20 protein-coding genes are annotated in these 23,212 nt (G+C 64.9%); 17 read left to right on the top strand and 3 right to left on the bottom strand.

Annotation, left to right across the window (positions count from 1 at the left end; genetic code table 11):
* Nucleotides 1-40 precede the first annotated feature (40 nt).
* The 6 genes from glpD to BMG00_RS14125 all read left to right on the top strand — a co-directional run bounded on the left by glpD (nt 41) and on the right by BMG00_RS14125 (nt 7,235).
* The gene (gene glpD / locus BMG00_RS14150; RefSeq protein ID WP_078574768.1) at nt 41-1,609 is read left to right on the top strand and encodes a glycerol-3-phosphate dehydrogenase; all 1,569 of its coding nucleotides are present in this window, start codon (nt 41-43) and stop codon (nt 1,607-1,609) included.
* A gap of 21 nt (nt 1,610-1,630) precedes the next feature.
* Complete coding sequence (glpK, locus tag BMG00_RS14145) at nt 1,631-3,118, top strand: glycerol kinase GlpK (RefSeq protein ID WP_078529106.1); 1,488 nt, start codon at nt 1,631-1,633, stop codon at nt 3,116-3,118.
* Between the two features lie 84 nt (nt 3,119-3,202).
* The gene (gene puuE / locus BMG00_RS14140) at nt 3,203-4,618 is read left to right on the top strand and encodes an allantoinase PuuE (protein ID WP_078574767.1); all 1,416 of its coding nucleotides are present in this window, start codon (nt 3,203-3,205) and stop codon (nt 4,616-4,618) included.
* Complete coding sequence (locus BMG00_RS14135; protein WP_245795050.1) at nt 4,615-5,451, top strand: bifunctional allantoicase/(S)-ureidoglycine aminohydrolase; 837 nt, start codon at nt 4,615-4,617, stop codon at nt 5,449-5,451. The genes puuE and BMG00_RS14135 overlap by 4 nt, the downstream gene beginning before the upstream one ends.
* A gap of 90 nt (nt 5,452-5,541) precedes the next feature.
* Nucleotides 5,542-6,030: an ureidoglycolate lyase gene (locus BMG00_RS14130; protein WP_078574766.1), complete on the top strand. Its 489-nt coding sequence runs from the start codon at nt 5,542-5,544 to the stop codon at nt 6,028-6,030.
* Between the two features lie 77 nt (nt 6,031-6,107).
* Nucleotides 6,108-7,235, top strand: a complete 1,128-nt coding sequence (locus tag BMG00_RS14125) for a zinc-dependent alcohol dehydrogenase family protein (protein ID WP_078529114.1) — start codon at nt 6,108-6,110, stop codon at nt 7,233-7,235.
* On the opposite strand, the gene BMG00_RS14120 is transcribed toward BMG00_RS14125, so the two are convergent.
* Nucleotides 7,232-8,122, bottom strand: a complete 891-nt coding sequence (locus BMG00_RS14120; RefSeq protein ID WP_078574765.1) for a LysR substrate-binding domain-containing protein — start codon at nt 8,120-8,122, stop codon at nt 7,232-7,234. The two genes, BMG00_RS14125 and BMG00_RS14120, sit on opposite strands and share 4 nt — an antisense overlap.
* A 132-nt stretch (nt 8,123-8,254) precedes the next feature.
* Between BMG00_RS14120 and BMG00_RS14115 the strand changes: the two genes are divergently transcribed.
* Nucleotides 8,255-9,475, top strand: a complete 1,221-nt coding sequence (locus BMG00_RS14115; protein WP_078574764.1) for an acyl-CoA dehydrogenase — start codon at nt 8,255-8,257, stop codon at nt 9,473-9,475.
* Nucleotides 9,475-10,593, top strand: coding sequence for a CaiB/BaiF CoA transferase family protein (locus BMG00_RS14110; protein WP_078529119.1), 1,119 nt, complete (start codon nt 9,475-9,477; stop codon nt 10,591-10,593). The genes BMG00_RS14115 and BMG00_RS14110 overlap by 1 nt, the downstream gene beginning before the upstream one ends.
* Before the next feature lies 1 nt (nt 10,594).
* Here BMG00_RS14110 and BMG00_RS14105 read toward each other — a convergent pair whose 3' ends face one another.
* Complete coding sequence (locus tag BMG00_RS14105; RefSeq protein WP_158521740.1) at nt 10,595-12,535, bottom strand: lytic transglycosylase domain-containing protein; 1,941 nt, start codon at nt 12,533-12,535, stop codon at nt 10,595-10,597.
* A gap of 158 nt (nt 12,536-12,693) precedes the next feature.
* On the opposite strand from BMG00_RS14105, the gene dapA reads away from it, so the two are divergent.
* Nucleotides 12,694-13,566, top strand: a complete 873-nt coding sequence (gene dapA / locus BMG00_RS14100; RefSeq protein WP_078529123.1) for a 4-hydroxy-tetrahydrodipicolinate synthase — start codon at nt 12,694-12,696, stop codon at nt 13,564-13,566.
* A 172-nt stretch (nt 13,567-13,738) separates the two neighbouring features.
* The gene (locus BMG00_RS14095) at nt 13,739-14,119 is read left to right on the top strand and encodes a DUF805 domain-containing protein (protein ID WP_078529125.1); all 381 of its coding nucleotides are present in this window, start codon (nt 13,739-13,741) and stop codon (nt 14,117-14,119) included.
* Nucleotides 14,120-14,192: 73 nt separating this feature from the next.
* On the opposite strand, the gene ileS is transcribed toward BMG00_RS14095, so the two are convergent.
* Complete coding sequence (gene ileS, locus BMG00_RS14090) at nt 14,193-17,195, bottom strand: isoleucine--tRNA ligase (RefSeq protein ID WP_078574762.1); 3,003 nt, start codon at nt 17,193-17,195, stop codon at nt 14,193-14,195.
* 358 nt (nt 17,196-17,553) lie between these two features.
* Here ileS and BMG00_RS14085 point away from each other — a divergent pair, with 358 nt between their 5' ends.
* The 7 genes from BMG00_RS14085 (at nt 17,554) to pal (ending at nt 23,212) form a co-directional block, all read left to right on the top strand.
* Complete coding sequence (locus BMG00_RS14085) at nt 17,554-18,270, top strand: hypothetical protein (protein ID WP_245795040.1); 717 nt, start codon at nt 17,554-17,556, stop codon at nt 18,268-18,270.
* The gene (ybgC, locus tag BMG00_RS14080) at nt 18,260-18,661 is read left to right on the top strand and encodes a tol-pal system-associated acyl-CoA thioesterase (protein WP_078529129.1); all 402 of its coding nucleotides are present in this window, start codon (nt 18,260-18,262) and stop codon (nt 18,659-18,661) included. Before BMG00_RS14085 ends, ybgC begins: the two co-directional genes overlap by 11 nt.
* 117 nt (nt 18,662-18,778) lie before the next feature.
* Nucleotides 18,779-19,474 carry a protein TolQ gene (tolQ, locus tag BMG00_RS14075; RefSeq protein ID WP_078529131.1) on the top strand — a complete coding sequence of 232 codons (696 nt, stop codon included), beginning with the start codon at nt 18,779-18,781 and terminating at the stop codon, nt 19,472-19,474.
* A 1-nt stretch (nt 19,475) separates the two neighbouring features.
* Nucleotides 19,476-19,955 carry a protein TolR gene (gene tolR, locus BMG00_RS14070; RefSeq protein WP_078529133.1) on the top strand — a complete coding sequence of 160 codons (480 nt, stop codon included), beginning with the start codon at nt 19,476-19,478 and terminating at the stop codon, nt 19,953-19,955.
* Between the two features lie 20 nt (nt 19,956-19,975).
* Nucleotides 19,976-21,190: a hypothetical protein gene (locus BMG00_RS17660; RefSeq protein WP_078574761.1), complete on the top strand. Its 1,215-nt coding sequence runs from the start codon at nt 19,976-19,978 to the stop codon at nt 21,188-21,190.
* A 100-nt stretch (nt 21,191-21,290) separates the two neighbouring features.
* Nucleotides 21,291-22,613 (top strand): Tol-Pal system beta propeller repeat protein TolB, encoded by a 1,323-nt coding sequence (tolB, locus tag BMG00_RS14060; RefSeq protein WP_078529137.1) that lies wholly within the window; start codon nt 21,291-21,293, stop codon nt 22,611-22,613.
* Nucleotides 22,614-22,684: 71 nt separating this feature from the next.
* Nucleotides 22,685-23,212 carry a peptidoglycan-associated lipoprotein Pal gene (pal, locus tag BMG00_RS14055; protein WP_078574760.1) on the top strand — a complete coding sequence of 176 codons (528 nt, stop codon included), beginning with the start codon at nt 22,685-22,687 and terminating at the stop codon, nt 23,210-23,212.

Below are 23,212 nucleotides of genomic sequence, written 5' to 3'. Positions count from 1 at the left end.
GAGTCGCATCCCTTTGCTAGGGCATGCAGGAGACGGAAAGATGACGGCAAGAACGGACGCGGTGGACCTCTTCGTGATCGGCGGGGGCGTGAACGGTTGCGGGATCGCGCGCGACGCGGCGGGCCGCGGCTTGCGGGTGAGGCTGGCCGAGATGGGCGATCTGGCGCAGGCGACGTCCTCGGCCTCGACCAAGCTTTTCCACGGTGGGCTGCGTTATCTCGAATATCTCGAGATCAACCTTGTACGCGAGGCGCTCAGCGAGCGCGAGGTGCTGATCCGCGCAATGCCGCATATCTCCTGGCCGATGCGTTTCGTTTTGCCCTACAGCGCCAATATGCGCTTCGAGAGCGATACACCCGTATCCAAGATGCTTTCGACCGTGATGCCCTGGATGAAGGGCAAGCGCCCGTCCTGGATGATCCGCTCGGGCCTGTTTCTCTACGATCACCTGGGCGGGCAGCACCTGCTGCCGGGAACGAAACGGCTTGATCTGCGGGGCAGCCCCGAGGGCGCGCCGCTCAAGGACGAGTTCGTGCATGCGTTCGAATATTCGGATGGCTGGGTGCAGGATGCGCGGCTTGTGGTGCTAAACGCGCGCGATGCCGAGGCGCGCGGTGCCGATATTCGGGTGCGCACCAAGGTGATCGAGGCACGCCGCGACGGCGGCCACTGGATCGTCACAACCGAAGGCCCGAACGGGCGCGAGGAGCATCTCGCCCGCGCGGTGGTCAATGCGGGCGGCCCCTGGGTCGAGCAGATTTTGAAAGGTACGATGGCCAGCGCCAGCCGTGAGCATGTCCGCCTCGTGCGCGGCAGCCACATCGTGACCCGCAAGCTCTACGATCACGACAAATGCTATTTCTTCCAGGGCTCGGACGGGCGGATCATCTTTGCCATTCCCTACGAGCAGGACTTCACCCTGATCGGCACGACCGAGGCCGCGCATGAGGGCTCGCCGTTGACTGCCGAATGCACCGAAGAAGAACGCGATTACCTGTGCGATTTCGCCTCGCAATATTTCAAGGAAGAGGTCACGGCCGACGATGTCGTCTGGACCTATTCCGGCGTGCGCCCGCTCTATGAAGACGGGGCGAGTTCGGCCACGGCGGCGACGCGCGAATATGTGCTTTCGCTCGACGCGCCCGCAGGTCAGCCCGCGGCGCTGCATGTCTTCGGCGGCAAGATCACGACCTATCGGCGCCTGGCCGAGCATGCGCTTGCCAAGCTCCGTCCGCACCTGCCGGGAATGGGCGGACCGTGGACGAAAGACGCGCATCTGCCGGGCGGCGATTTCGCCCCCGAGGAGGTCGGCGCGAAGATCGCCAAGCTTTCGCAGGACTACCCCTTCGTGGATCGCAAATGGGCGGAGCGAATGATCCGCCATTACGGCACCGAGGCTTGGGCTATCCTTGGTGCGGCCAAGACCCGCGACTATCTGGGCCGAGATTTCGGCGCGACGCTGACCGAGGCCGAGCTGCGCTGGCTGGTGGACAAGGAATGGGCGCGTAAGGTCGAGGACGTGATCTGGCGGCGCACGAAGCTGGGCTTGCGGCTCGACGCCGATCAGGTCAACTCTGTCTCCGCGTGGCTGGAGGAGCACGCGGGCTGACACGGCAAGGGGGAGGAGCGCATGGGGTATATTCTGGCAATCGATCAGGGCACCACGTCCTCGCGCGCGATCGTGTTTGATGCCGCTCTGACGCCTCTCGCCTCCGCGCAACAGGAATTCACACAGCATTTCCCGCATTCCGGTTGGGTCGAACACGACGCGACCGAGATCTGGGAGAGCGTGCTGGCGACCTCGCGCGAGGCAATCGAGACGGCCGGGATCGCGGCGTCCGATATCGCCGGGATCGGCATCACCAATCAGCGCGAGACGACCGTCGTCTGGGACCGCGAGACGGGCCAGCCGATCCATAACGCCATCGTCTGGCAGGATCGACGCACCGCCAACTATTGTCGCGACCTGCGCGAAGACGGATTCGAAGAGGTGGTCACATCTCGCACCGGCCTTCTGGTCGATCCCTATTTCTCGGCCACCAAGCTGCGCTGGCTTCTGGAAAACGTCGAGGGCGCGCGTGAGGCCGCCGAGGCGGGCAAGCTCGCCTTCGGCACGATCGACAGCTGGCTGATCTGGAAGCTAACCGGCGGCAAGGCACATGCGACCGACGCCACCAACGCCGCACGCACGATGCTTTACGACATCGCCAAGGGGCGCTGGTCGACGACCATCGCGGAAAAGCTCGGCGTGCCGATTGGGATGCTGCCCGAGGTCAAGGACTGCGCCGCCGAGTTCGGTGTGACCGACCCCGGCCACTTCGGCGTCGAAATCCCGATCCTCGGCGTCGCGGGCGATCAGCAGGCCGCGACCGTGGGGCAGGCCTGTTTCAAGCCGGGGATGCTGAAATCGACCTATGGCACGGGCTGTTTCGCACTGCTCAACACGGGCGATCAGATGGTGCGCTCGGAAAACCGGCTTCTGACGACCATCGCCTATCAGCTCGACGGCAAGGTCACCTACGCGCTCGAAGGCTCGATCTTCATTGCGGGCGCGGTGGTGCAATGGTTGCGCGACGGGCTGAAGATCATCGAGTCGGCGGGCGACACGCAAAGCCTCGCGGAAGCCGCCGACCCCGAGCAGGAGGTGATCATCGTGCCCGCCTTTACCGGCCTCGGCGCGCCTTATTGGAACCCCGATTGCCGTGGAGCGGTCTTCGGCCTGACCCGCAATTCCGGCCCCGCCGAGTTTGCCCGTGCAGCGCTTGAATCGGTCGGTTTCCAGACCCGCGATTTGCTGGAGGCGATGCAGGCCGACTGGTCCGACGATGCGCGGCCAACCTTGCGTGTCGATGGCGGCATGACGGCGTCGGACTGGGCGATGCAGTTCCTGTCGGATATTCTCGGTGCGCCCGTGGATCGCCCGAAGGTTCTCGAGACAACGGCGCTCGGCGCGGCCTGGCTCGCGGGCTACAAGGCGGGTCTCTGCCCCGAACCCGACGAGTTCGCGACCTCCTGGGCGCTCGACCGTAACTTCACCCCGCAGATGGAGGAGGCCGCGCGTGAAGCGCGTTACGGTGCGTGGCAGAAGGCGGTACAGGCGACTATTGCCGCGGTTTGAGAGAGGCCGGATAGGTCAGTCCCCCTTTCCCTTTCCTGAATTTTGCTCTTTCCTGTCGATGTTCGACAGAATTGGAGCCTCCCGATGACCCGCTACCCCCGCGATCTGCGCGGCTATGGCCGCACCACTCCCGATCCGCGATGGCCCGGCGGTGCACGTGTCGCGATCTCGATGGTGCTCAATTTCGAAGAGGGCGGCGAGAATTGCGTCCTGCACGGGGATGCCGCCTCGGAGGCGTTCCTGTCGGATATTGCGGGCGCGGCGCAATGGCCCGGCCAGCGCCACTGGAACATGGAATCGATTTACGAATACGGCGCGCGCGCCGGGTTCTGGCGGCTGCACCGGCTCTTCACCGGGCTGAGCGTACCGCTGACCATCTATGGCGTCGCCACCGCGCTCGCCCGCGCCCCCGAACAGGTCGCGGCCATGAAGGAGGCGGGCTGGGAGATCGCGTCTCACGGCCTCAAATGGGTCGAGCACAAGGACATGGCCGAAGAGGACGAGCGCAGCCAGATCGTCGAGGCGATCCGCCTGCACACCGAGGTCGTCGGTGAGCGCCCACGCGGCTGGTACACCGGTCGTTGTTCTGCCAACACCGTGCGCCTGACCGCCGAAGAGGGCGGGTTCGACTGGATCTCGGACACCTATGATGACGATCTTCCCTACTGGCTCGAAGTCGGCGATCGCGACCAGCTGGTGATCCCCTACACGCTCGAAGCCAACGACATGCGTTTCGCCACGGCACCGGGCTATATCGAGGGCGAGCAGTTCTTCACTTATCTCAAGGACAGCTTCGACACACTCTATGCCGAGGGGTTGGAAGGCGCGCCGAAGATGTTCTCGGTCGGCTTGCATAATCGCCTGATCGGACGGCCCGGCAAGGTTGCAGGACTGAAACGCTTCCTCGATTACGCTCTTTCGCATGAAGGCGTCTGGTTCGCGACCCGTGGCGAGATCGCCGCGCATTGGGCCGCGACCCATCCCCACAGGCGGCGCGAACGTCCGAGCCAGATGAGCCGCGACCGTTTCGTCGAGGTCTTCGGATCAATCTACGAGCACTCTCCGTGGATCGCTCAGCGCGCCTTCGATCTCGAGCTCGGCCCGGCCCATGACGCGGTCGAGGGCATGGCCTCCGCGCTCGCGCGCGTCTTCCGCTCGGCCAGCGAGTCCGAACGTCTCGGCGTGCTTTCCGCGCATCCCGATCTCGCGGGCAAGCTCGCGCAGGCAAAACGCCTCACCGCCGAGAGCACCGCCGAGCAGGCGAGCGCGGGGCTCGATGCGCTGACCGATGAAGAACGGGCCACCTTCGAGGGTCTCAACACGGCCTACACCGAAAAATTCGGTTTCCCCTTCATCATCGCGGTAAAAGACAATACGAAGGCATCAATCCTCCACGCCTTCCGCCGCCGTCTGGATCAGGACCGCGACACGGAATTCGCCGAGGCCTGTCGCCAGGTCGAGCGGATCGCGTGGCATCGCCTGAACGCCATGGATCTTTGATGGAATACACATATTACGCTCCCACCGGAGGCCTGCCCGACCAGAACCAGCGTGCCCGTGAGCGCGCCCAGTTCAACACCTCCTATGCGGTGATTCCGCGCGGGGTTCTCTCCGATATCACCATCTCGCTGTTGCCCGGCTGGGAGAAGACCCGCGCCTGGGTGCTTGCCCGCCCGCTGTCGGGATTTGCCGAGACCTTCGCCGAGCTGATCGTTGAGGTCGCTCCGGGCGGCGGTTCGGAGGATCCCGAACCCGATCCGGACGGCGAGGGCGTGATCTTGCTGCTTGCAGGCCACATGCGCCTCGTGATCAATGGCATCGGCAACGAGTTGGAGCCGGGCGGATACGCCTATCTCGCGCCCGGTGCGAAATGGTCGGTCGCAAATGACCATGACACCCCCGCGACCTTCATCTGGGTCCGCAAGCGCTACGAGCGCGTGGCGGGTATCGACGCGCCCGACAGCTTCGTTACCGCCGATCATGAGAAGCCGCCGCAGGAAATGCCCAATACCTCGGGCTACTGGTCGACCTCGCGCTTCGTCGATCCCGATGATCTGCGCCACGACATGCATGTGAATATCGTCACCTTCATGCCGGGCGGCACGATCCCCTTCGCGGAAACCCACGTGATGGAACACGGCATCTACGTGCTGCAAGGCCGCGGCGTCTACCTGCTCAACCAGGACTGGATCGAGGTCGAAGAGGGCGATTTCATGTGGCTGCGCGCGTTTTGTCCGCAAGCCTGCTACGCCGCGGGCCGTCGGCCGTTCCGCTACCTGCTTTACAAGGATGTGAACCGCCATCCGAAGCTCGGATCGCCCTTCCCGGGCTGAGGCTTCTTCTTGACGAAAATATCCCGGGGGTGAGGGCGCAAGCCCGAGGGGGCGACGCCCCCTTGCCCCGCCCGAAACCGAAGGCACGCGATGCAGATCAAAGCAGACCCCCTCACGCTTCAGGCCTTCGCCCCCTTCGGCGATGTGCTCGACGCAACCGGTGCGCCCGACAAGATCATCAATGCCGGGCTCTGTGGGCGTTACCACGACCGGGCGTGCCTCGATTTCGGGCCCGAGACCGGGGGCCGCGCCGGGATCTCGATCTTTAAGGCCGAGCCCCGTTCGCTGCCCTATCTCTGCGATCTGCTCGAGCGCCATCCCGAGGGCTCTCAGGCCTTCATCCCGATGAGCGCCGATCCGTTTCTCGTCATTGTCGCCCCCGATGATGACGGCAAACCGGGGCAGCCTCGGGCCTTTCTCACCAATGGAGCGCAGGCGATCAACCTGCATCGCGGCACATGGCACGGTGTCCTGACCCCGCTGGCCGCACCCGGCCTCTTCGCCGTCATCGACCGGATCGGGGACACCGCGAACCTCGAGGAATACCCTCTCACCGATCCCTTTACCGTGATCGGCTGACTCTCTCCGACAGGAGGCATGGACACTTCCGGCGAACTTTCCCAAGCTGCGCGAAACCGCTTTGGGAGGAGCCGGAGATGAAGACGCGGATCGCACTCTTGCGCGAGATGGGCAAGGCGCGCCCCTATACCGACAGCAAGCCGCTGGAAATCGTGGAGGCCGAACTGGACGATCCCGGTCCGGGAGAGCTGCTGATCAAGATGGCTGCGGCGGGCCTGTGCCATTCCGATCTCTCGGTGATCAACGGCGACCGCCCGCGCGACATGCCCGTGGCGTTGGGCCATGAGGCGGCAGGCGTGGTCGAGGCGGTCGGCCCTTATGTCACCCGTTTCGCGCCCGGCGATCACGTCGTTCTGGTTTTCGCACCCTCCTGCGGCCATTGCGTACCCTGCGCTGAAGGCCGCCCCGCGCTGTGCGAGCCTGCCGCCGTCGCGGCCGGTAAAGGCGCGCTCATCACAGGATCGAAACGCATCTCGGTCGGGGGCAATCCTGTGAACCACCATATCGGCGTCTCGGCCTTTTCCGATTACGCCGTGGTGTCCGAGGCCTCCTGCGTGAAGATCGACAAATCCATCCCGCTTGATCAGGCCGCCCTTCTGGGTTGCGCGGTGCTGACGGGGGTTGGTGCTGTGCTGAACTCGGGTGGGCTCAAGACCGGGCAAAGCTGCGCGGTCGTGGGGCTGGGCGGTGTGGGCCTAGCGGGGCTCTTGGGCGCGATCGCGGCGGGAGCGCGCACGGTGGTTGCCGTCGATCTGGCCAAGGACAAGCGCGACCTCGCTCTGAAACTTGGCGCGACCCATGCCATCAACCCGACCGAAGAGGGTGCGGTGCAAAAACTGCGCGACCTCACCGGCGGTGGCGTCGATCTTGCGGTGGAACTGGCTGGTGCGGTCCCGGCGCTGCAATTCGCCTATGCGATCACCCGGCGGGGCGGCACAACCGTCACGGCGGGCCTGCCGAATCCGCAGGCCGAATTCAAGATCCCGGCCGTGTCGCTCACTGCGAACGAGCACGCGCTGAAGGGCTCTTACATGGGGTCTTGTGTGCCGGTCCGCGACATTCCGCGTTTCGCGCAGATGATGGTGCAGGGGCAGCTTCCGATCCCGGAACTGATGACCCATCGTCTGAAGCTCGAAGAAATCAACGAGGGCTTCGAGCGGCTCGCAGCGGGCGAGGCGATCCGGCAGGTCGTCATCTTCGACTAGGCGCCGATCTCGGCGCGCAGCCAATCGCGGAAGGCGCTCACATGCGGCGCCTCCCGCGCGCGCTCGGGCAGGATCAGCGCGTAGCTTTCGCCGGTCGCGAACCGGCGCGGCGTGGCCTGCACCAGTCGCCCCGAGACCAGCGCCCCTTGCGCGATGATCGCGGGCACCAGCCCGAGCCCCATCCCTGCGCTCGCCGCGTCGAGGATCATGTCGAAATGATCGAACCGCGCGCCGCGCAGGATGCGCCGGGCGTCCCGTCCGCTTTCACGAAACCAGTCGAGCCAGAGCGTCGGCCGCGTCGATTGCTGCAACAGCGGTAGGTCCAGAACGGCCTCGTCATCCAGCGCCTCGCGCCCCGCCATCAAATGCGGCGCGGCCACCACGATCAGTTCCTCGGCGACGAGACTTTCGATCTCCGCGCCAACCTGTTCATGCCTTGAACGCATGATCGCGAGGTCGAACGGGTCACGCTCGAAATCGACGGGCAGCAGGCGCGCGCTCAGATCGAGGCTTACCTGCGGCTGCGCCGCCTCGAAGCCCGCGAGCCGCGGGATCAGCCAGCTGCGCGCAAAGCTCGGCAGCACCGCCATCCGCAGCACCGCTTGCGCGCCGCCGAAGGCCATCGCCCCCATCGCCGCCGTGTCGATCCGGCCCAGAATATCCTCGGCTTGCGCCAAGAAAACCTGACCCGCAGGCGAAAGCACAAGCCGCTTGCGGACCCGGTCGAACAGCGCCACGCCCAGCCGTTCCTCGAGCGTCCCGAGCGAGCGCGACACCGCCGATTGCGTCAGGTTCAGCTCTGCCGCAGCCCGTGTCGTCGTGCCGAGCCGCGCGCAGGCGGCGAAGGCCTGCAACTCGTTGATCGTGGGGGTGTAGTTCTTGCGCATGGTCTGGGATTATCCGTCTGGTCTCAGTCAATAACATGCGCAAAACTCATCAATATCGCAAATTTAATCGTTTGCGCGGTGCGCCCCGATCCCTAAAGTCCCGCCAAAGAGTTTCAACGCCCGAGGATCGCCATGACCGACCGCCCGACCATCAAAGCCAAGGACGCCCCCGATCTGGGCAAGTTCATCTGGGATGATGCGCTGCGTCTGGAAAGCCAGCTCACCGAAGACGAGCGGATGCTGCGCGATGCGGCCCGCGCCTATGCGCAGGACAAGCTCCAGTCGCGCGTGATCGACGCCTATGCCGAGGAAAGCACCGACCCCGCGATCTTCCGCGAGATGGGCGAGATGGGCCTTTTGGGGGCGACGATCCCCGAGGAATATGGCGGGCTTGGTGCGGGCTATGTGTCCTACGGTCTGATCGCGCGCGAGATCGAGCGCGTCGACAGCGGTTACCGCTCGATGATGTCGGTGCAGTCCAGCCTCGTGATGTATCCGATCTACGCCTATGGCTCGGAAGAGCAGCGGCGGAAATACCTCCCCAAGCTGTCGACCGGCGAATGGATCGGCTGTTTCGGTCTCACCGAACCGGACGCGGGCTCGGACCCGGCGGGCATGAAGACCCGCGCCGAGAAGACCGCAACCGGCTATCGCCTCATCGGCTCGAAGATGTGGATCACCAACTCGCCGATCGCGGATGTCTTCGTGGTCTGGGCAAAATCCGAAGCCCATGGCGGCAAGATCCGTGGCTTCGTGCTGGAGAAGGGCATGAAGGGGCTAAGCGCGCCGAAGATCGGCAACAAGCTGTCCTTGCGCGCCTCGATCACCGGCGAGATCGTGATGGAGGGCGTCGAGGTCGGGGAAGACGCGCTGCTTCCGCATGTCGAAGGGCTCAAGGGCCCGTTCGGCTGCCTCAACCGCGCCCGCTACGGCATCGCCTGGGGAGTGCTGGGTTCGGCCGAGTTCTGCTGGCACGCAGCGCGCCAATACGGGCTCGACCGCAAGCAGTTCGACAAGCCGCTCGCGCAGACGCAGCTGTTCCAGAAGAAGCTCGCCGATATGCAGACCGAGATCACGCTGGGCCTGCAGGCGGCACTGCAAGTCGGCCGCCTGATGGACGCAGCCGATGCCGCCCCCGAGATGATCTCGCTCATCAAGCGCAACAATTGTGGCAAGGCGCTGGATATCGCGCGGATGTCCCGCGACATGCATGGCGGCAACGGCATCTCGGGCGAGTTTCAGGTGATCCGCCACATGGTCAACCTCGAGACGGTCAACACCTACGAGGGTACCCATGACGTCCACGCGCTGATCCTGGGCCGCGCGCAAACGGGCCTGCAGGCCTTCTTCTGATGGCCCCGCTCGAAGGTGTGAAGGTCGTCGAGCTGGCGCGGATTCTGGCTGGTCCCTGGGCCGGTCAGGTGCTCGCCGATCTCGGCGCAGAGGTGATCAAGGTCGAGGCCCCCGAAGGCGACGATACCCGCCGCTGGGGCCCACCCTTCATCGCCCGCGAGGGCGACGGGCCGGAGGGCCGGTCGGCCGCCTATTTCCACGCCACCAATCGCGGCAAGCGCTCGGTCATTGCCGACTTTCGCACCGAGGAAGGCCAGCAGATCGTGCGTGATCTGGTGAAAGACGCCGATGTGGTGATCGAGAATTTCAAGCTCGGAGGGCTCAAGAAATACGGCCTCGATTACGAGAGCCTCTCTGCGATCAATCCCCGCCTCGTCTATTGCTCGATCACCGGCTTCGGTCAGGACGGGCCCTATGCGCCCCGCGCGGGCTATGACTTCCTGATCCAGGGGATGGCGGGCTGGATGGACCTGACCGGCGATCCCGACGGCCAGCCGCAGAAGGTGGGCGTGGCCTTCGCCGATCTCTTCACCGGCCTCTATGCGGTGATCGGGATTCAGGCGGCGCTGGCGGCGCGGGCGCGCACCGAGCGCGGCCAGCTCGTCGATATGGCGCTGCTCGACTGTGCGGTGGGCGTGCTCGCCAATCAGGGGATGAACTTCCTTGCAACCGGGAACGCGCCGCGACGCCTCGGCAATGCCCATCCCAATATCGCGCCCTACGAGGTGGTCAGCGCCAAGGATGGCGATCTGATCCTTGCGGTCGGCAATGACGGTCAGTTCCAGCGGCTTTGCGAGGTGCTGGGCCTCGACCTTGCCACCAACCCCGATTTCGCGACGAATGAAGCTCGCGTGGCCAATCGCGAGGCCCTGCGCGCCGACCTCCTGCCCGCGCTCGCGCAATGGCCGCGTGCCGATCTGCTCGCCGCGCTGGAGCAAGCGACCGTCCCCGCTGGCCCGATCAACTCCGTCGATCAGGTCTTCGCCGATCCGCAGGTTCAGGCGCGCGGGATGCGGATCGAGGCCGAGGGCATCCCCGGCATCCGCACGCCGATCCGCTTTTCGGAGACGCCGCTTGCCGATCCGAGACCCGCGCCGAAACTGGGAGAGGCGGGCTAGCTCAGCCCGCCAACCCGCGCAGGATATCGGTGAATTTCACCTCCGGTTTGCCCAGTCGTGCGCGGTAGGGCGGGATCGCCTCGGCCACCCGCATTGCGTAATTGCGGGTCTCGGTGAAGGGGATCATCTCGACCCAGTCGACCACGTCGACAGTACCGATGCGCGGATCGCCCAACTCCTCGATCCAGCGGCGCGGGCGGCCCGGTCCGGCATTGTAGCCCGTCGCGACCAGCACCGCCGAGGGACCGAACTCATCGCGCAGTTGGGCCAGATAGGCCCCACCGAGCTTGAGGTTATAGGTCGCGTCCGTCGTCAGCCGAGCATAGTCGTAGGGCAGGCCGGTCTTCGTCGCCATCATCTTTGCCGTGCCGGGCATCAGCTGCATCAGGCCTTGTGCGCCGACATGGCTGCCGACCCCGATCGCGAACTGGCTTTCGCGCCGGGCCACGGCGAGAACCAACTCCTCGGGGACGCCCAGTTCATGGCTCGTCAGCCCCGGAATGGGCCACAGCGCCTGAGCGATGATCTCGCCTTTCAGCGCCGCGCGCTTGCCGATGATCAGGGCGAGATAGTCGTCATTCTGTTCGAGCGCATATTTGGCGAGCGCCCCGAAATTACCCGGTCCGAGGCTTTCCTCGAGATGCAATACGAACCGCGCGGCGAGATCCTTTTCATCGGCATCGTAGAGCAGTTGGGCGGCCTGAAAGACCGAATTATGCCGGAACTTGTATTCGTTCCAGTCGGGCAGCTCTGGCCCTTTCGCGAAATCTGGGGGCAGGGGTTTGCCGAGACGTTCGGCCGAGAGCAGCCCGTAATAAGCATCTTGCAGGATCGCCCCGTTTGCCCATGCGGCCTTAGCTTCATCGGTCTTGCCCAACCGCTCGAGCGCACGACCCTGCCAATAATAGGCGCGGGCCGAGGAGATCGGTCCATCCACCGCCTTTTCGAGATTGTGGAAATGGGTCTGCGCGGTCGCTGCATCACCAAGCTTGAGAGCCGCGAACCCCGCCACCCATTCGAGATCGGCATAATCCGCGCCGCCGGGCTCAAGATGGTGCGCGACCGCGAGCTTGTAGGCGCGTTCGACATTTCCGTTGCGCAGATCCCAGCGCGCCTGGGCCGCACGCAGATCGGCCCAGAGCGCGGGATCCTCGAGATCGGCTGCGCTCGCGGAACGCTCCAGGATCAGCTCGGCCGCGCCATCTTCCAGCCCCTCGCGCCAGCGCCACCATGCGCGATCGCGGGCAAGCCCCGCCGAGCGCGCGACCATGTATTCGGGCACTTTCGCGATAAGGTCGTCGACCCCGCCTTGGCGGGCCTGCAGGGCGATCCGGGCGCGCGCGACGGCCTCGGTGCCGGGCGTGACCAGAGACAGCATGCGGCGCGCATCGGCAAGACGGCCGCGATCGAGCATCACTTGCATCCGACCGCCGTGATGGGGGGCGACCAGTTCCGGGTAATCGGCGAGGAACTGTGCCTGCTCATCCGCGCTCAGAGGCAACTCGCGCCAGACCTGCTCGGCGGTCTTTGCGGCCTCCGTTTTCTGACCAAGCGCCAGATGTGCCGCGATCAGGGCCAGCGCGCCGGTGCCGGTTTGCGGTGGGCCGAGCTTGAAATAGGTGATCACCTGTTCGGGTGGGATGCCGGCGAGCGTCGCTTCTCCCTTCTCGCGCAGGTAGGGCATGCCGGGCCAGTCGCTGCGCCGCGTCGCGAAATCGCGGTAATCGGTGAAGCTGCCTTCGCCCGCCCGGAGACGCTGCCATTCGAGGACATCGAAGCCGAGCGGCCCCGCGCGGCGTGCAAGATTTTCCGCCGTATCCCAGTTGCCCGATTTCGCCGCCGCGAGCGCCTCGGCCAGCGCGCCGGTGGCCGCGCGCAGGGCGGCGGGCGTGAGGGCGAACCCGGTGGCGGCGAGCGCCGTGAGGAAGTGGCGTCGTTTCATCATCTCTGCTCGTCTTTGCGGGGTTTTCCCCTTTGCGACCGGCCTCTCACAGATGGGGATGATTCACAAGTTGGCAAGCGTCGCGCAACAGCCTATAACCCGGCCGATTTCCGCCGGGACGACTCAATGCCCGGCCCCAACAAACCAAGGAGCGTGTCATGTTCAAAGGGTCTCTTCCCGCACTCATCACGCCGTTCAAGGACGGCGCGCTGGATCTGGACACGCTCAAGAAACTCGTCGAGTGGCATATCGATCAGGGCAGCCACGGCCTCGTGCCGGTCGGCACCACGGGCGAGAGCCCGACGGTCAGCCATGACGAACACATGACCGTGATCACCGAGGTCGTGAAGGCCGCGAAGGGCCGCATCCCGGTCATCGCCGGTGCGGGGTCGAATTCGACCGCCGAGGGTGTGGAGCTGATCCAGCACGCGGCCAAGACCGGCGCCGATGCCGCGCTCGTGGTCACGCCCTATTACAACAAGCCGACCCAACGCGGCATGATCGCGCATTACACCGCGCTGCACGATGCCTGCGAACTGCCGATCGTGATCTACAACATTCCGGGCCGTTCGGTGATCGACATGATCCCCGAGACGATGGGCGAGCTGGCGAAACTGCCGCGCATCATCGGAGTGAAGGACGCGACCGGAAAGCTCGAGCGCGTTTCGATGCAGCGCATGACCTGCGGTGCCGATTTCATCCAGCTCTCGGGCGAGGACGCGACCGCGCTCGGTTTCAACGCGCATGGCGGCGTGGGCTGCATCTCGGTCACCGCGAACGTGGCGCCGAAGCTCTGCGCCGAGTTCCAGGAGGCGACGCTGGCGGGCGATTACGCCAAGGCGCTCACCTATCAGGACAAGCTGATGCCGCTGCATATGGCGATCTTCCTCGAACCGGGCGTGGCCGGGGCGAAATACGCAATGTCGAAGCTGGGCCTTTGCTCGGCCGAGGTGCGCCTGCCGCTGACCGAACTGCTGCCCGAAACGAAGGCCGCGATCGACGCCGCGATGGCGCATGCCGGTCTGATCTGAGCCAGCCGGGCCAGACGGTCCGAGACCAACCGATCCGGGGCGCGTGTCGCGACAGGCGATACGCGCCCTTTCTCATTTCGCGCCATGCGGCCATGCGGATATTCGCAGTGACGTGATTGCCTCTCCCGGCTTAGACTGGTCGCACCGCAGATCTGACAAACGAGGCAACCCGATGAGCTTCACGGACGCGATCCGCAAATGTTTCTCGAATTACGTCACCTTCTCGGGCCGCGCGGCGCGCCCGGAATTCTGGTGGTTCGTTCTCTTCACTTTCCTCGGGAATTTCGCTTTCGGCGTGCTCGATCGGATCTTCTTCGCGCCGATCGCGAATGGGCGGGAGATTTCCTTTCTTGGCGCACTGTTCTCGCTGGCGGTCTTCCTGCCCTCGCTGGCCGTCATGGTGCGGAGGCTGCACGATTACGACAAATCGGGCTGGTGGGTGCTGATCGGGCTGATCCCGCTGATCGGTACGCTGGTGCTGATCTATTTCGCGGTGCAGCGTGGTTCCGAGGGCGCGAACCGCTTTGGCCCGCCGCCGCCGCCCGCGTCCTGATCGCCCTTGGCTGACATGAAAAGGGCATCCCGCTTGGGGATGCCCTCCTTCTGGTCTCGAACGGCCTCTGGCGTCAGTCCAGCGCGGCGTCGCAGCGCTTGCAGGTGCCCGGATGGGCGTGGCTGCCGACATCGGGCAGGATCTTCCAGCAGCGCTCGCATTTCTCGCCCTCGGCTTTCTCGAAGACGACCGCGATGCCCGCGACTTCCGGCAGGCGGAAGGCCTCTTGCGGGGCCGGATCGGCGGTCAGCGCGATATCCGAGGTGATGCAGAGATCCTCGAAGGGCACCGATTTCAGCGCGCCCAGAACGTCCGCTTCCTCGACATGCACGACCGGCGCAGCCTCGAGAGAGGCGCCGATCACCTTCGCCGTGCGCTGCACTTCCAGCGCCGCCGTCACCACACGGCGGGCCCGGCGGATGCCATCCCATTTCGCGGCGAGGCTCTCGTCGGCCCAAGTGGCGGGCGTCTCGGGGATATCCTGCAGGTGCACCGACACGTCGTCACCGGGGAAGCGCGACAGCCACACGTCTTCCATCGTGAAGACGAGGATCGGCGCAAGCCAGGTCGTCAGGCGGTGGAACAGCAGGTCGAGCACGGTACGGGCCGCGCGGCGGCGGTCGCTATCCTCGGCATCGCAATAGAGCGCGTCCTTGCGGATGTCGAAATAGAAGGCCGACAGGTCCACCGTGCAGAAGTTGAAGAGCTGCTGGAACACGCCCTGGAAGTCGAACGCGTCATAGCCCTTGCGAACCTCCACATCGAGTTGCGCGAGACGATGCAGCACCCAACGCTCCAGCTCCGGCATCTCCGCCGGATCGACGCGCTCGGCTTCGGTGAAACCATCAAGGTTGCCCAGCATGAAGCGCAGCGTGTTGCGCAGACGGCGGTAGCTGTCCGCGACCCCTTTCAGGATCTCGGGGCCGATGCGCTGATCCTCGGTGAAGTCGGTCTGCGCCACCCAGAGGCGTAGGATATCCGCGCCGTATTGCTTGATGACTTCCTCGGGCACGATCGTGTTGCCGAGCGACTTGGACATCTTCATGCCCTTCTCGTCGAGCGTGAACCCGTGCGTCACCACGTTGCGATAGGGCGCGCGGCCTTTGGTGGCGCAGGCCTGCAGCAGCGAGGAATGGAACCAGCCGCGGTGCTGGTCGGTGCCCTCGAGGTAGACATCGGCGATGCCGTCCTCGGTCCCGTCCGCGCGGTCACGCAGCACGAAGGCGTGGGTCGAGCCACTATCGAACCACACGTCGAGCACGTCGAAGACCTGCTCGTAATCGTCGGGATTCACGAGGTTGCCGAGAACCTTCGCCTTGAACCCGTCCTCGTACCAGGCATCCGCGCCCTCGGTCTCGAAGGCGGCCTTGATGCGGGCATTCGCCTCGGCATTGCGCAGCAGAAAGTCTTCGTCGGTGGGCTTGGCGCCTTTCTTGACGAAGCAGGTCAGCGGCACGCCCCAGGCGCGCTGGCGGCTGAGCACCCAGTCCGGGCGGTTCTCGATCATCGAGTGCAGCCGGTTCTTGCCCTTCTCGGGGGTAAAGGTCACCAGTTCCTCGATCGAGGTCAGCGCGCGTTTGCGGATCGTGTCGCCATAGGTGCCCATGCCATCGTCGAGCGTATGGTCGATCGCGGCGAACCATTGCGGCGTGTTGCGATAGATCAGCGGTGCTTTCGAGCGCCAGCTATGCGGGTAGGAGTGCTTGATCTTGCCCTTGGCCAGAAGCGCTCCGGCCCAGGCCAGTTGCTTGATGTTGGAGACATTGGCCGGGCCGTCCTTGCCGTCGGCCTCGATGATCGCCTCGCCGCCGAACAGCGGCAGGTCCTTGCGGTAGCTGCCATCGGGCTCGACATTGTAGGTCATCGGCAGGCCGAATTTCAGACCAAGCTGATAGTCGTCATCGCCGTGCGAGGGCGCGGTGTGCACGAAGCCCGTGCCCGCCTCGTCGGTGACGTGATCGCCCGGCAGGAGCGGGACGTCGTAATCCCACTCACCATTCGCGCCCTCGACCCCGGCATAGGGGTGCGAGAGGATCACGCCCTTTAGCTCAAGCTCGTCGATATCACGCAATCGCGTGAACGCTTCTACCTTCGCTGCATCCATCACGCTTTGTGCGAGCGAGTCTGCAAGGACAATCAGTTCGTCCGTTTGAGCCGTTGATTTTTCGTTAGTGGCATCGACCCTGTAGAGGCCGTAGCTGATCGCGGGGTTGAACGCCACGGCACGGTTCTGTGGGATCGTCCAAGGGGTAGTAGTCCAGATCACGACTGAGAGCTTTTGCCACTCTTGGTTCAACTGCTCCATGTCGACGTTTTCCCAGCCCTCTTTGTTGAGAGGTTCTGCGGCGATAGCACGTTGGAAGGAATCTTCACGGAGAGACTTCACCTTGAACCGCACCCAGATCGTGTGGCTGGTGTGGTCGTGATATTCGACCTCGGCCTCGGCCAGCGCGGTCTTCTCGACCGGCGACCACATCACGGGCTTGGAACCCTGATAGAGCGTGCCGTTCATAAGGAACTTCATGAACTCGTCGGCGATCACCGCCTCGGCATGGTAGTTCATCGTGAGGTAAGGATCGGCCCAGTTGCCATAGACGCCCAGACGCTTGAACTCCTCGCGCTGGATATCGACCCAGCTTTCGGCAAAGGCGCGGCATTCGCGGCGGAAGGCCACCACGTCCACGTCGTCCTTGTCGAGACCCTTGGCGCGATACTGCTCCTCGATCTTCCACTCGATCGGCAGCCCGTGACAGTCCCAGCCCGGCACATAGCGGGCATCGCGGCCCATCATCTGCTGCGAGCGCGTGATGAAATCCTTCAGGATCTTGTTGAGCGCGTGGCCGATATGCAGGTGGCCGTTGGCGTAGGGAGGGCCGTCATGGAGCACGAAGCTCGGGCGGTTTTCCTTCGCGGCCTTCTCGCGCAGGCGATCATAGACGCCGATCTTCTCCCAGCGCGCCAGCCAGTCGGGCTCGCGCATGGGCAGGCCCGCGCGCATCGGGAAATCGGTTTTCGGCAGGAAGACGGTGCCGCGGTAATCGGGGGCGGTCGTCTCGGTGGTCTGGTCGGAACTCATGGATAAGTCGTCCTTGGGAAGGGAAAGGGCGTGCGCTCGGCACGCCTCGGGGCTTGGCGCAATATCCCGGCTACCCTGACGCGTCAGAGCGCCGGGCAAGTAATTCGCGGATATGCAGCCAGCAAGAACATGCCGCCCTTATAGGCGCGAGGTGCAAGCGCGGCAAGCGCAGATCAGGGGGCGCCGCCCCCTCGCCCTGGCGGGCTCACCCCCGGGATATTTTCGCCAAGAGGAAGAGCAATCATTTCTTCTTCTCGATCGAAATATCCCGCAGGTGAGGTGCGTGAGCGTCGAGGGGCTGACCCCTTTCGCCTCTTGCCGCGATCTCCTAGGTTGGGCAGGCAAGCGAGGAGGCGACATGTCGGAACAGGCACAGATCACGGGCGAGATGGTGGAGGGGCTCTTCCGCCGCGCCTCGGGCGAGTATCTTTTCGCGCGCTGGGGGCGGCCCGTGGTGCCGGTCGTCTTCGGGGTCGAGGCGCAGACGCTGGCGACGGTGAAGGGGGCCGTCGAGGCGGTGGTGGCGCTGGCCGGTCACAAGATGGCCGAGACCGATCCCGAGCTGGGCGCCAACCTGATGATCTTTTTCTTCCGCGACTGGCAGGAGCTGCTGGAGGTACCCAATCTCGATCACCTGATCGACGGGCTGCAGGACCTCGTGGCGCGGCTCGACGATCAGGGCGCGAACCAGTACCGGGTCTTCCGCTTCGACAAGGACGGCGCGATCCGCGCTTGTTTCGCCTTCGTACGGATGGATGCGGCGCTGGATGAGGTGCCCGCCGAGGTGATCGCGCTCAGCCAGGCGGTACAGATGATCCTTCTGTGGTCGGACACCGCCTTTAACGAGCATTCGCCGCTTGCGGTCGCGCGCGGGGTCACGGTGCTGCGGCCCGAGATCGCCGCGGTGATCGCTGCGGCCTATGATCCGGTCATGCCCGCGGTCGCGGACGATCCGTCGCATGCTCTGCGCCTTGCCGCGCGGGCCGGTCTGCGGCACGAAGAGGCCGCGCAGGTGGTGCGCGATCTGAGCCGCGAAGTCGGCGAGGCCGATCTGGAGGACAAGGATGGCGCATGAATTCCCGATCCGTGTCTATTACGAGGACACCGATCTCGCGGGTATCGTCTTTTACGCCAATTATCTGAAATTCATCGAGCGCGGGCGGTCGGAGCTGATCCGCGCGCTCGGCATCGATCAGGCCGCGCTGAAGGCCGATCACGGGCTTGTCTTCGCGGTGCGCCGGGTCGAGGCGGACTATCTGCGCTCGGCCAAATACGATGACGAACTGATCGTGACGACCGAGATCACCGCCGAGACCGGGGCGCGGATCATGATGGATCAGACGGTCGAGCGTGACGGAGAGGTGCTCTTTTCCGCCAATGTCGTGATCGTCTGCATGAACGAGGCGGGTGCGCCTCAGCGGCTTCCTGCCGATATTCGTCGCAAACTCGCGCGGAAACTGCATTGAATCGCCGGTTTTGCGGCTGGCGGTGACATTGTTGTTATGGCGTTCCTCTTGCCGCTGAGGTAGAATCGCTGCCAATCAGAGCCTCGATAACGTGGCCTCAACCGGCGAGCAGTATTCATGGACCAAACTTCGCTTGCGATGGCGCAGGAGATCGACTTCTCCCTGCTTGCGCTCTTTCTGCGCGCCTCGCTCACCGTCAAACTCGTGATGATCATTCTCGTCGTGGCCAGCTTCTGGTCCTGGGCGATCATCATCCGCAAGTTCATCGCTTATCGTGCCGCGCGTGCCGAGGCCGAGCAGTTCGACCGCGCCTTCTGGTCGGGTGAGCCGCTCGACGAGTTGTTCGACCAGATCGGACCGACGCCGGAGGGCGCCAGCCAGCAGATCTTCGCGGCCGGTATGTTGGAGTGGCGACGCTCGCACCGCCAGGATGGGGAGCTGATCGCGGGGGCGCAGGCGCGCATCGAGCGCTCGATGGATGTCGCGATCCAGAAAGTCACCGAAAACCTCAATTACGGGCTGACCTTCCTCGCGACCGTGGGCTCGATCTCGCCCTTCGTGGGCCTGTTCGGCACGGTCTGGGGGATCAAGGTGGCCTTCGAGGAGATCGCGATTTCGCAAAACACCTCGCTCGCGGTCGTGGCGCCGGGCATCTCCGAGGCGCTGGTCGCGACTGCGCTTGGCCTGCTCGCGGCAATCCCTGCGGTGATCTTCTACAACAAGCTCTCGTCGGATGCCGATCGCATCGCGGGCAATTACGAGGCCTTTGCCGACGAGTTCTCGACCATTCTCTCGCGCCAGTTGGACGGCTGACATGGGCGCGGGGGTGGTTAAACGCACTTCGGGCGGGACGCGGCGGCGTCGCGGCGGGCGCGGCGGCCATGCCGCGATGGCCGAGATCAACGTCACGCCGATGGTCGATGTGATGCTGGTTCTGCTGGTGATCTTCATGGTGGCTGCGCCGATGATGACGGTGGGTGTGCCGCTCGAGCTGCCCAAGACCGCCGCCAAGGCCGTGCCGGCCGAGCAGGAAGTGCCGCTCACGATCTCGATCCAGGCGGACGGGAAGATCTCGCTGATGAATTCGGAAGTGCCCGAAGGCGAGCTGGTCGCGCGCCTCAAGGCGATCGCGTCAGAGCGGGAAAGCGACAAAGTCTTCCTGCGCGCTGACGGCAAGATTTCCTATGCGCAGGTGGTGCAGGTGATGGGCGCGCTCAACGGGGCGGGCTTTGCAAACATCACGCTGGTCACCGATACCGGGGGGCCGCAGCTGACGGCTCCGGCGGGGAACTGAGCCCAGGGGGCGACACTCGCATGAACCGCGCGGACAAGATCGGTTACGGCGTATCGGGGGCGCTCCACGTGGGGGCGATCCTCTGGATCGTCACGGGCGGTCAATGGTTCTTTCCCAAGAAGAGCGAGCCTGTGGTGATCAGCCAGGTCGCGGTGATGTCGGAGCAGGATTTCAATGCGCTGATGGCCTCTGCGCCGAAGGATGCGCCGCAACCGTCACCTGAGCCTGTCGCGCCCACGGCCCCGGCAACGCCGTCCGAGACGCCTGCGCCGGAAGCGCCCGCGCCTGAGACACAAGCGACGCCCGAGCCGAAGCCCCAGGAGCTGCCCGATCCTGCGCCCGAGCCCGATGCGCAGCCCGATGTCGCGGCGCTTCAGGCGCCGCCCGCGCCGACCGAGGTGACCGAAGTGCCGCCCGAAATGCTGCCGCCGGTCGAGCAACCTTCCGAGACGGTGACGCCCGAGATCTCGGCCAAGCCCAAACCGAAACCCGCGCCGCGCGTGGCGCCGACGCCTGCGCCCGAGCCGCCGCCGGAAGCGAAGATCTCCGATCAGGCGCAGCCGCAGGAGACGCCTGACGAGACCGCGCCTGCCGACAAGGTCGTGGAGCAGCCCAAGGATGCGGCCGCGCCGCCCGAAGCCACGACCGAGATCGTGACCGAGGCGACCGAGACCGTGGACAAGCAGGAGAGTTCGGCCCCGATGAGTTCGCCGCGCCCCTCCGGCAAGCCCAAGCCGCCTGCGCCCAAACCCACCGAGACGGCCGCAGCCTCCAAGCCCGAAGCTTCCAAGCCTGCGGCGCCCAAACCCGACACGCCCGCGAAGCCGGTCGATACCGCTTCGGTGAACGACGCCTTGGCCGCAGCGCTCGGTGGGGCCGGGACCGGCGGCACGGGCGACGCGCCGGTCGGTCCGCCGATCACCGCGGGTGAGAAGGACGCGCTCATCGTCGACGTTAAGCGCTGCTGGAACGTGGGCGCGCTGAGTTCGGATGCGCTGCGCACGACGGTGACGCTCTCGGTCGATATGCAGCCCGATGGCCACCCGATCATTTCCTCGATCAGGCTCGTGGGCTCGTCGGGCGGATCGGGCGCTGCGGTGGATCAGGCCTTCGAGGCCGGCAAGCGCGCGATCGTGCGTTGCGGCTCGGATGGCTTCCCGCTGCCGCCCGAGAAATACGGCCGCTGGAAGACGATCGAAATCGATTTCAACCCCGAGAAGATGAGGATGAAATGATCACTCATCGGCAAAATTCCGCGCGCTGTCATGGGGTTGTTATGTGCGATCGGGCCTTTACGCGTTACAAACCGGGCAAGGCCCGGAAAGGGAGTTTGAAATGATGCGTTTCGTTCTGAGCATGCTTGTGGCGCTCTTGCTGGGGCCGGTCGCGGCACTCGCGCAGGATCAGGAGCCGCTGCATATCACGATCACCGACGGGGTGATCGAGCCGCTGCCCTTCGCGATCGCGGGTTTCATCCCCGAAACGGGTGACGCCGGTGAGCTGGCGACGCAGATCAGCCAGGTGATCTCGGGAGATCTGACGGGCACGGGCCTGTTCCGCGAAATCCCGAGCTCGGCCTATATCCAGAACATCACCAGTTTCGAGACCCCGGTGAAATACTCCGACTGGCAGGCGATCAATGCGCAGGCGCTGGTCGTGGGCTCGGTCGCGATGCAGGGCGGCAAGGTGGTGGTGAAGTTCCGCCTCTTCGACGTCTTCTCCGGCCAGCAGATGGGCGACGGGCAGCAGCTTGCTGCGTCTCCCGCCAGCTGGCGGCGCCTGGCGCACAAGGTCGCTGACGTGATCTATTCGCGCATCACCGGCGAGGGTCCCTATTTCGACAGCCGCGTCGTGTTCGTCTCGGAGAGCGGCCCGAAGGACGCCCGCCAGAAGCGCCTCGCGGTGATGGATTACGACGGGGCGAACGTGACCTACCTCACCGATGCCTCGACGATCGTGCTTGCGCCGCGCTTCTCGCGCGACGGCACCAAGGTGCTCTATACCACCTTCGAGACCGGCTTCCCGCGCATCAAGATGCTCGACGTTGCGACCGCCTCGGCGCGGCTGCTGCCCGAGGTGCCGGGCACGATGACCTTCGCGCCGCGTTTCTCGCCGGACGGGACAAAGATCGTCTATTCGCTCGAACAGAACGGCAATACCGACCTGTGGATGATGGATGTGGCTTCGGGACAGACCCAGCGCCTGACCACCTCGCCCTCGATCGAAACCTCCCCGAGCTTCTCGCCGGACGGCTCGCGGATCGTGTTCGAATCCGACCGCTCGGGCACGCAGCAACTCTATATCATGCCGGTGCAGGGCGGTGATGCGACCCGAATCAGCTTTGGCGACGGCCGCTATTCGACGCCCGTCTGGTCGCCGCGCGGGGACATGATCGCCTTCACCAAGCAGAACCAGGGCCGCTTCCATATCGGCGTGATGCGAACCGACGGTTCGGAAGAGCGTCTTCTGACCTCGTCCTTCCTCGACGAAGGCCCGACCTGGTCGCCCAATGGCCGCGTGATCATGTTCACCCGTGAGAGCCCCGGCGCCGAGGGGCAGGCCTCGCTCTATTCGGTCGATATCTCGGGTCGCAACCTCAAGAAAGTTCCCACGCCCGGGCCCGCTTCGGACCCGGCCTGGTCGCCGCTTCTGCCCTGAGGGCGGATTAACAATCGTTACGGAAACTGCTAGGCTCGCCCGCAAAGGGCAGATCAACAAAGGCGAAACCAATGAAATTTGTAGTGAAGGCCGTTCTGGCCATCTCGATCCTCGGCCTCGCGGCCTGTTCGAACCCCGACAAATACGGCTCGGGCGCGACGGGTCCGGGCGGCACGCTCGGTCCGGGCGGTGCGGGCGGCATCACCCAGGGCAGCATCAACGACCCGAACTCGCCGGCCTATTTCGCCCAGACGATCGGCGATATGGTCCATTTCCAGGTTGACCAGTCGACCCTGACGGACACCGCGCGCTCGATCCTGACGCAGCAGGCGAGCTGGCTCGTGAGCCACCCGACCTACACCGCGATCATCGAAGGCCATGCCGACGAGCAGGGCACCCGTGAATACAACCTCGCACTTGGTGCGCGTCGTGCCTCGGCCGTGCAGGAATACCTGATCAGCCAGGGTGTCACCGCCAACCGCCTGCGCACGGTGTCCTACGGCAAGGAGCGTCCCCTCGCGATCTGCTCGACCGAGGAATGCTACTCGAAGAACCGTCGCGCGGTCACCGTGATCTCGCAATCGGCGGTCGGGAGCTAA

The sequence above is a fragment of the Thioclava marina genome (assembly GCF_002020135.1).
GTDB lineage: Bacteria > Pseudomonadota > Alphaproteobacteria > Rhodobacterales > Rhodobacteraceae > Thioclava > Thioclava marina.
This window is presented reverse-complemented; position numbering and strand designations above follow the sequence as displayed.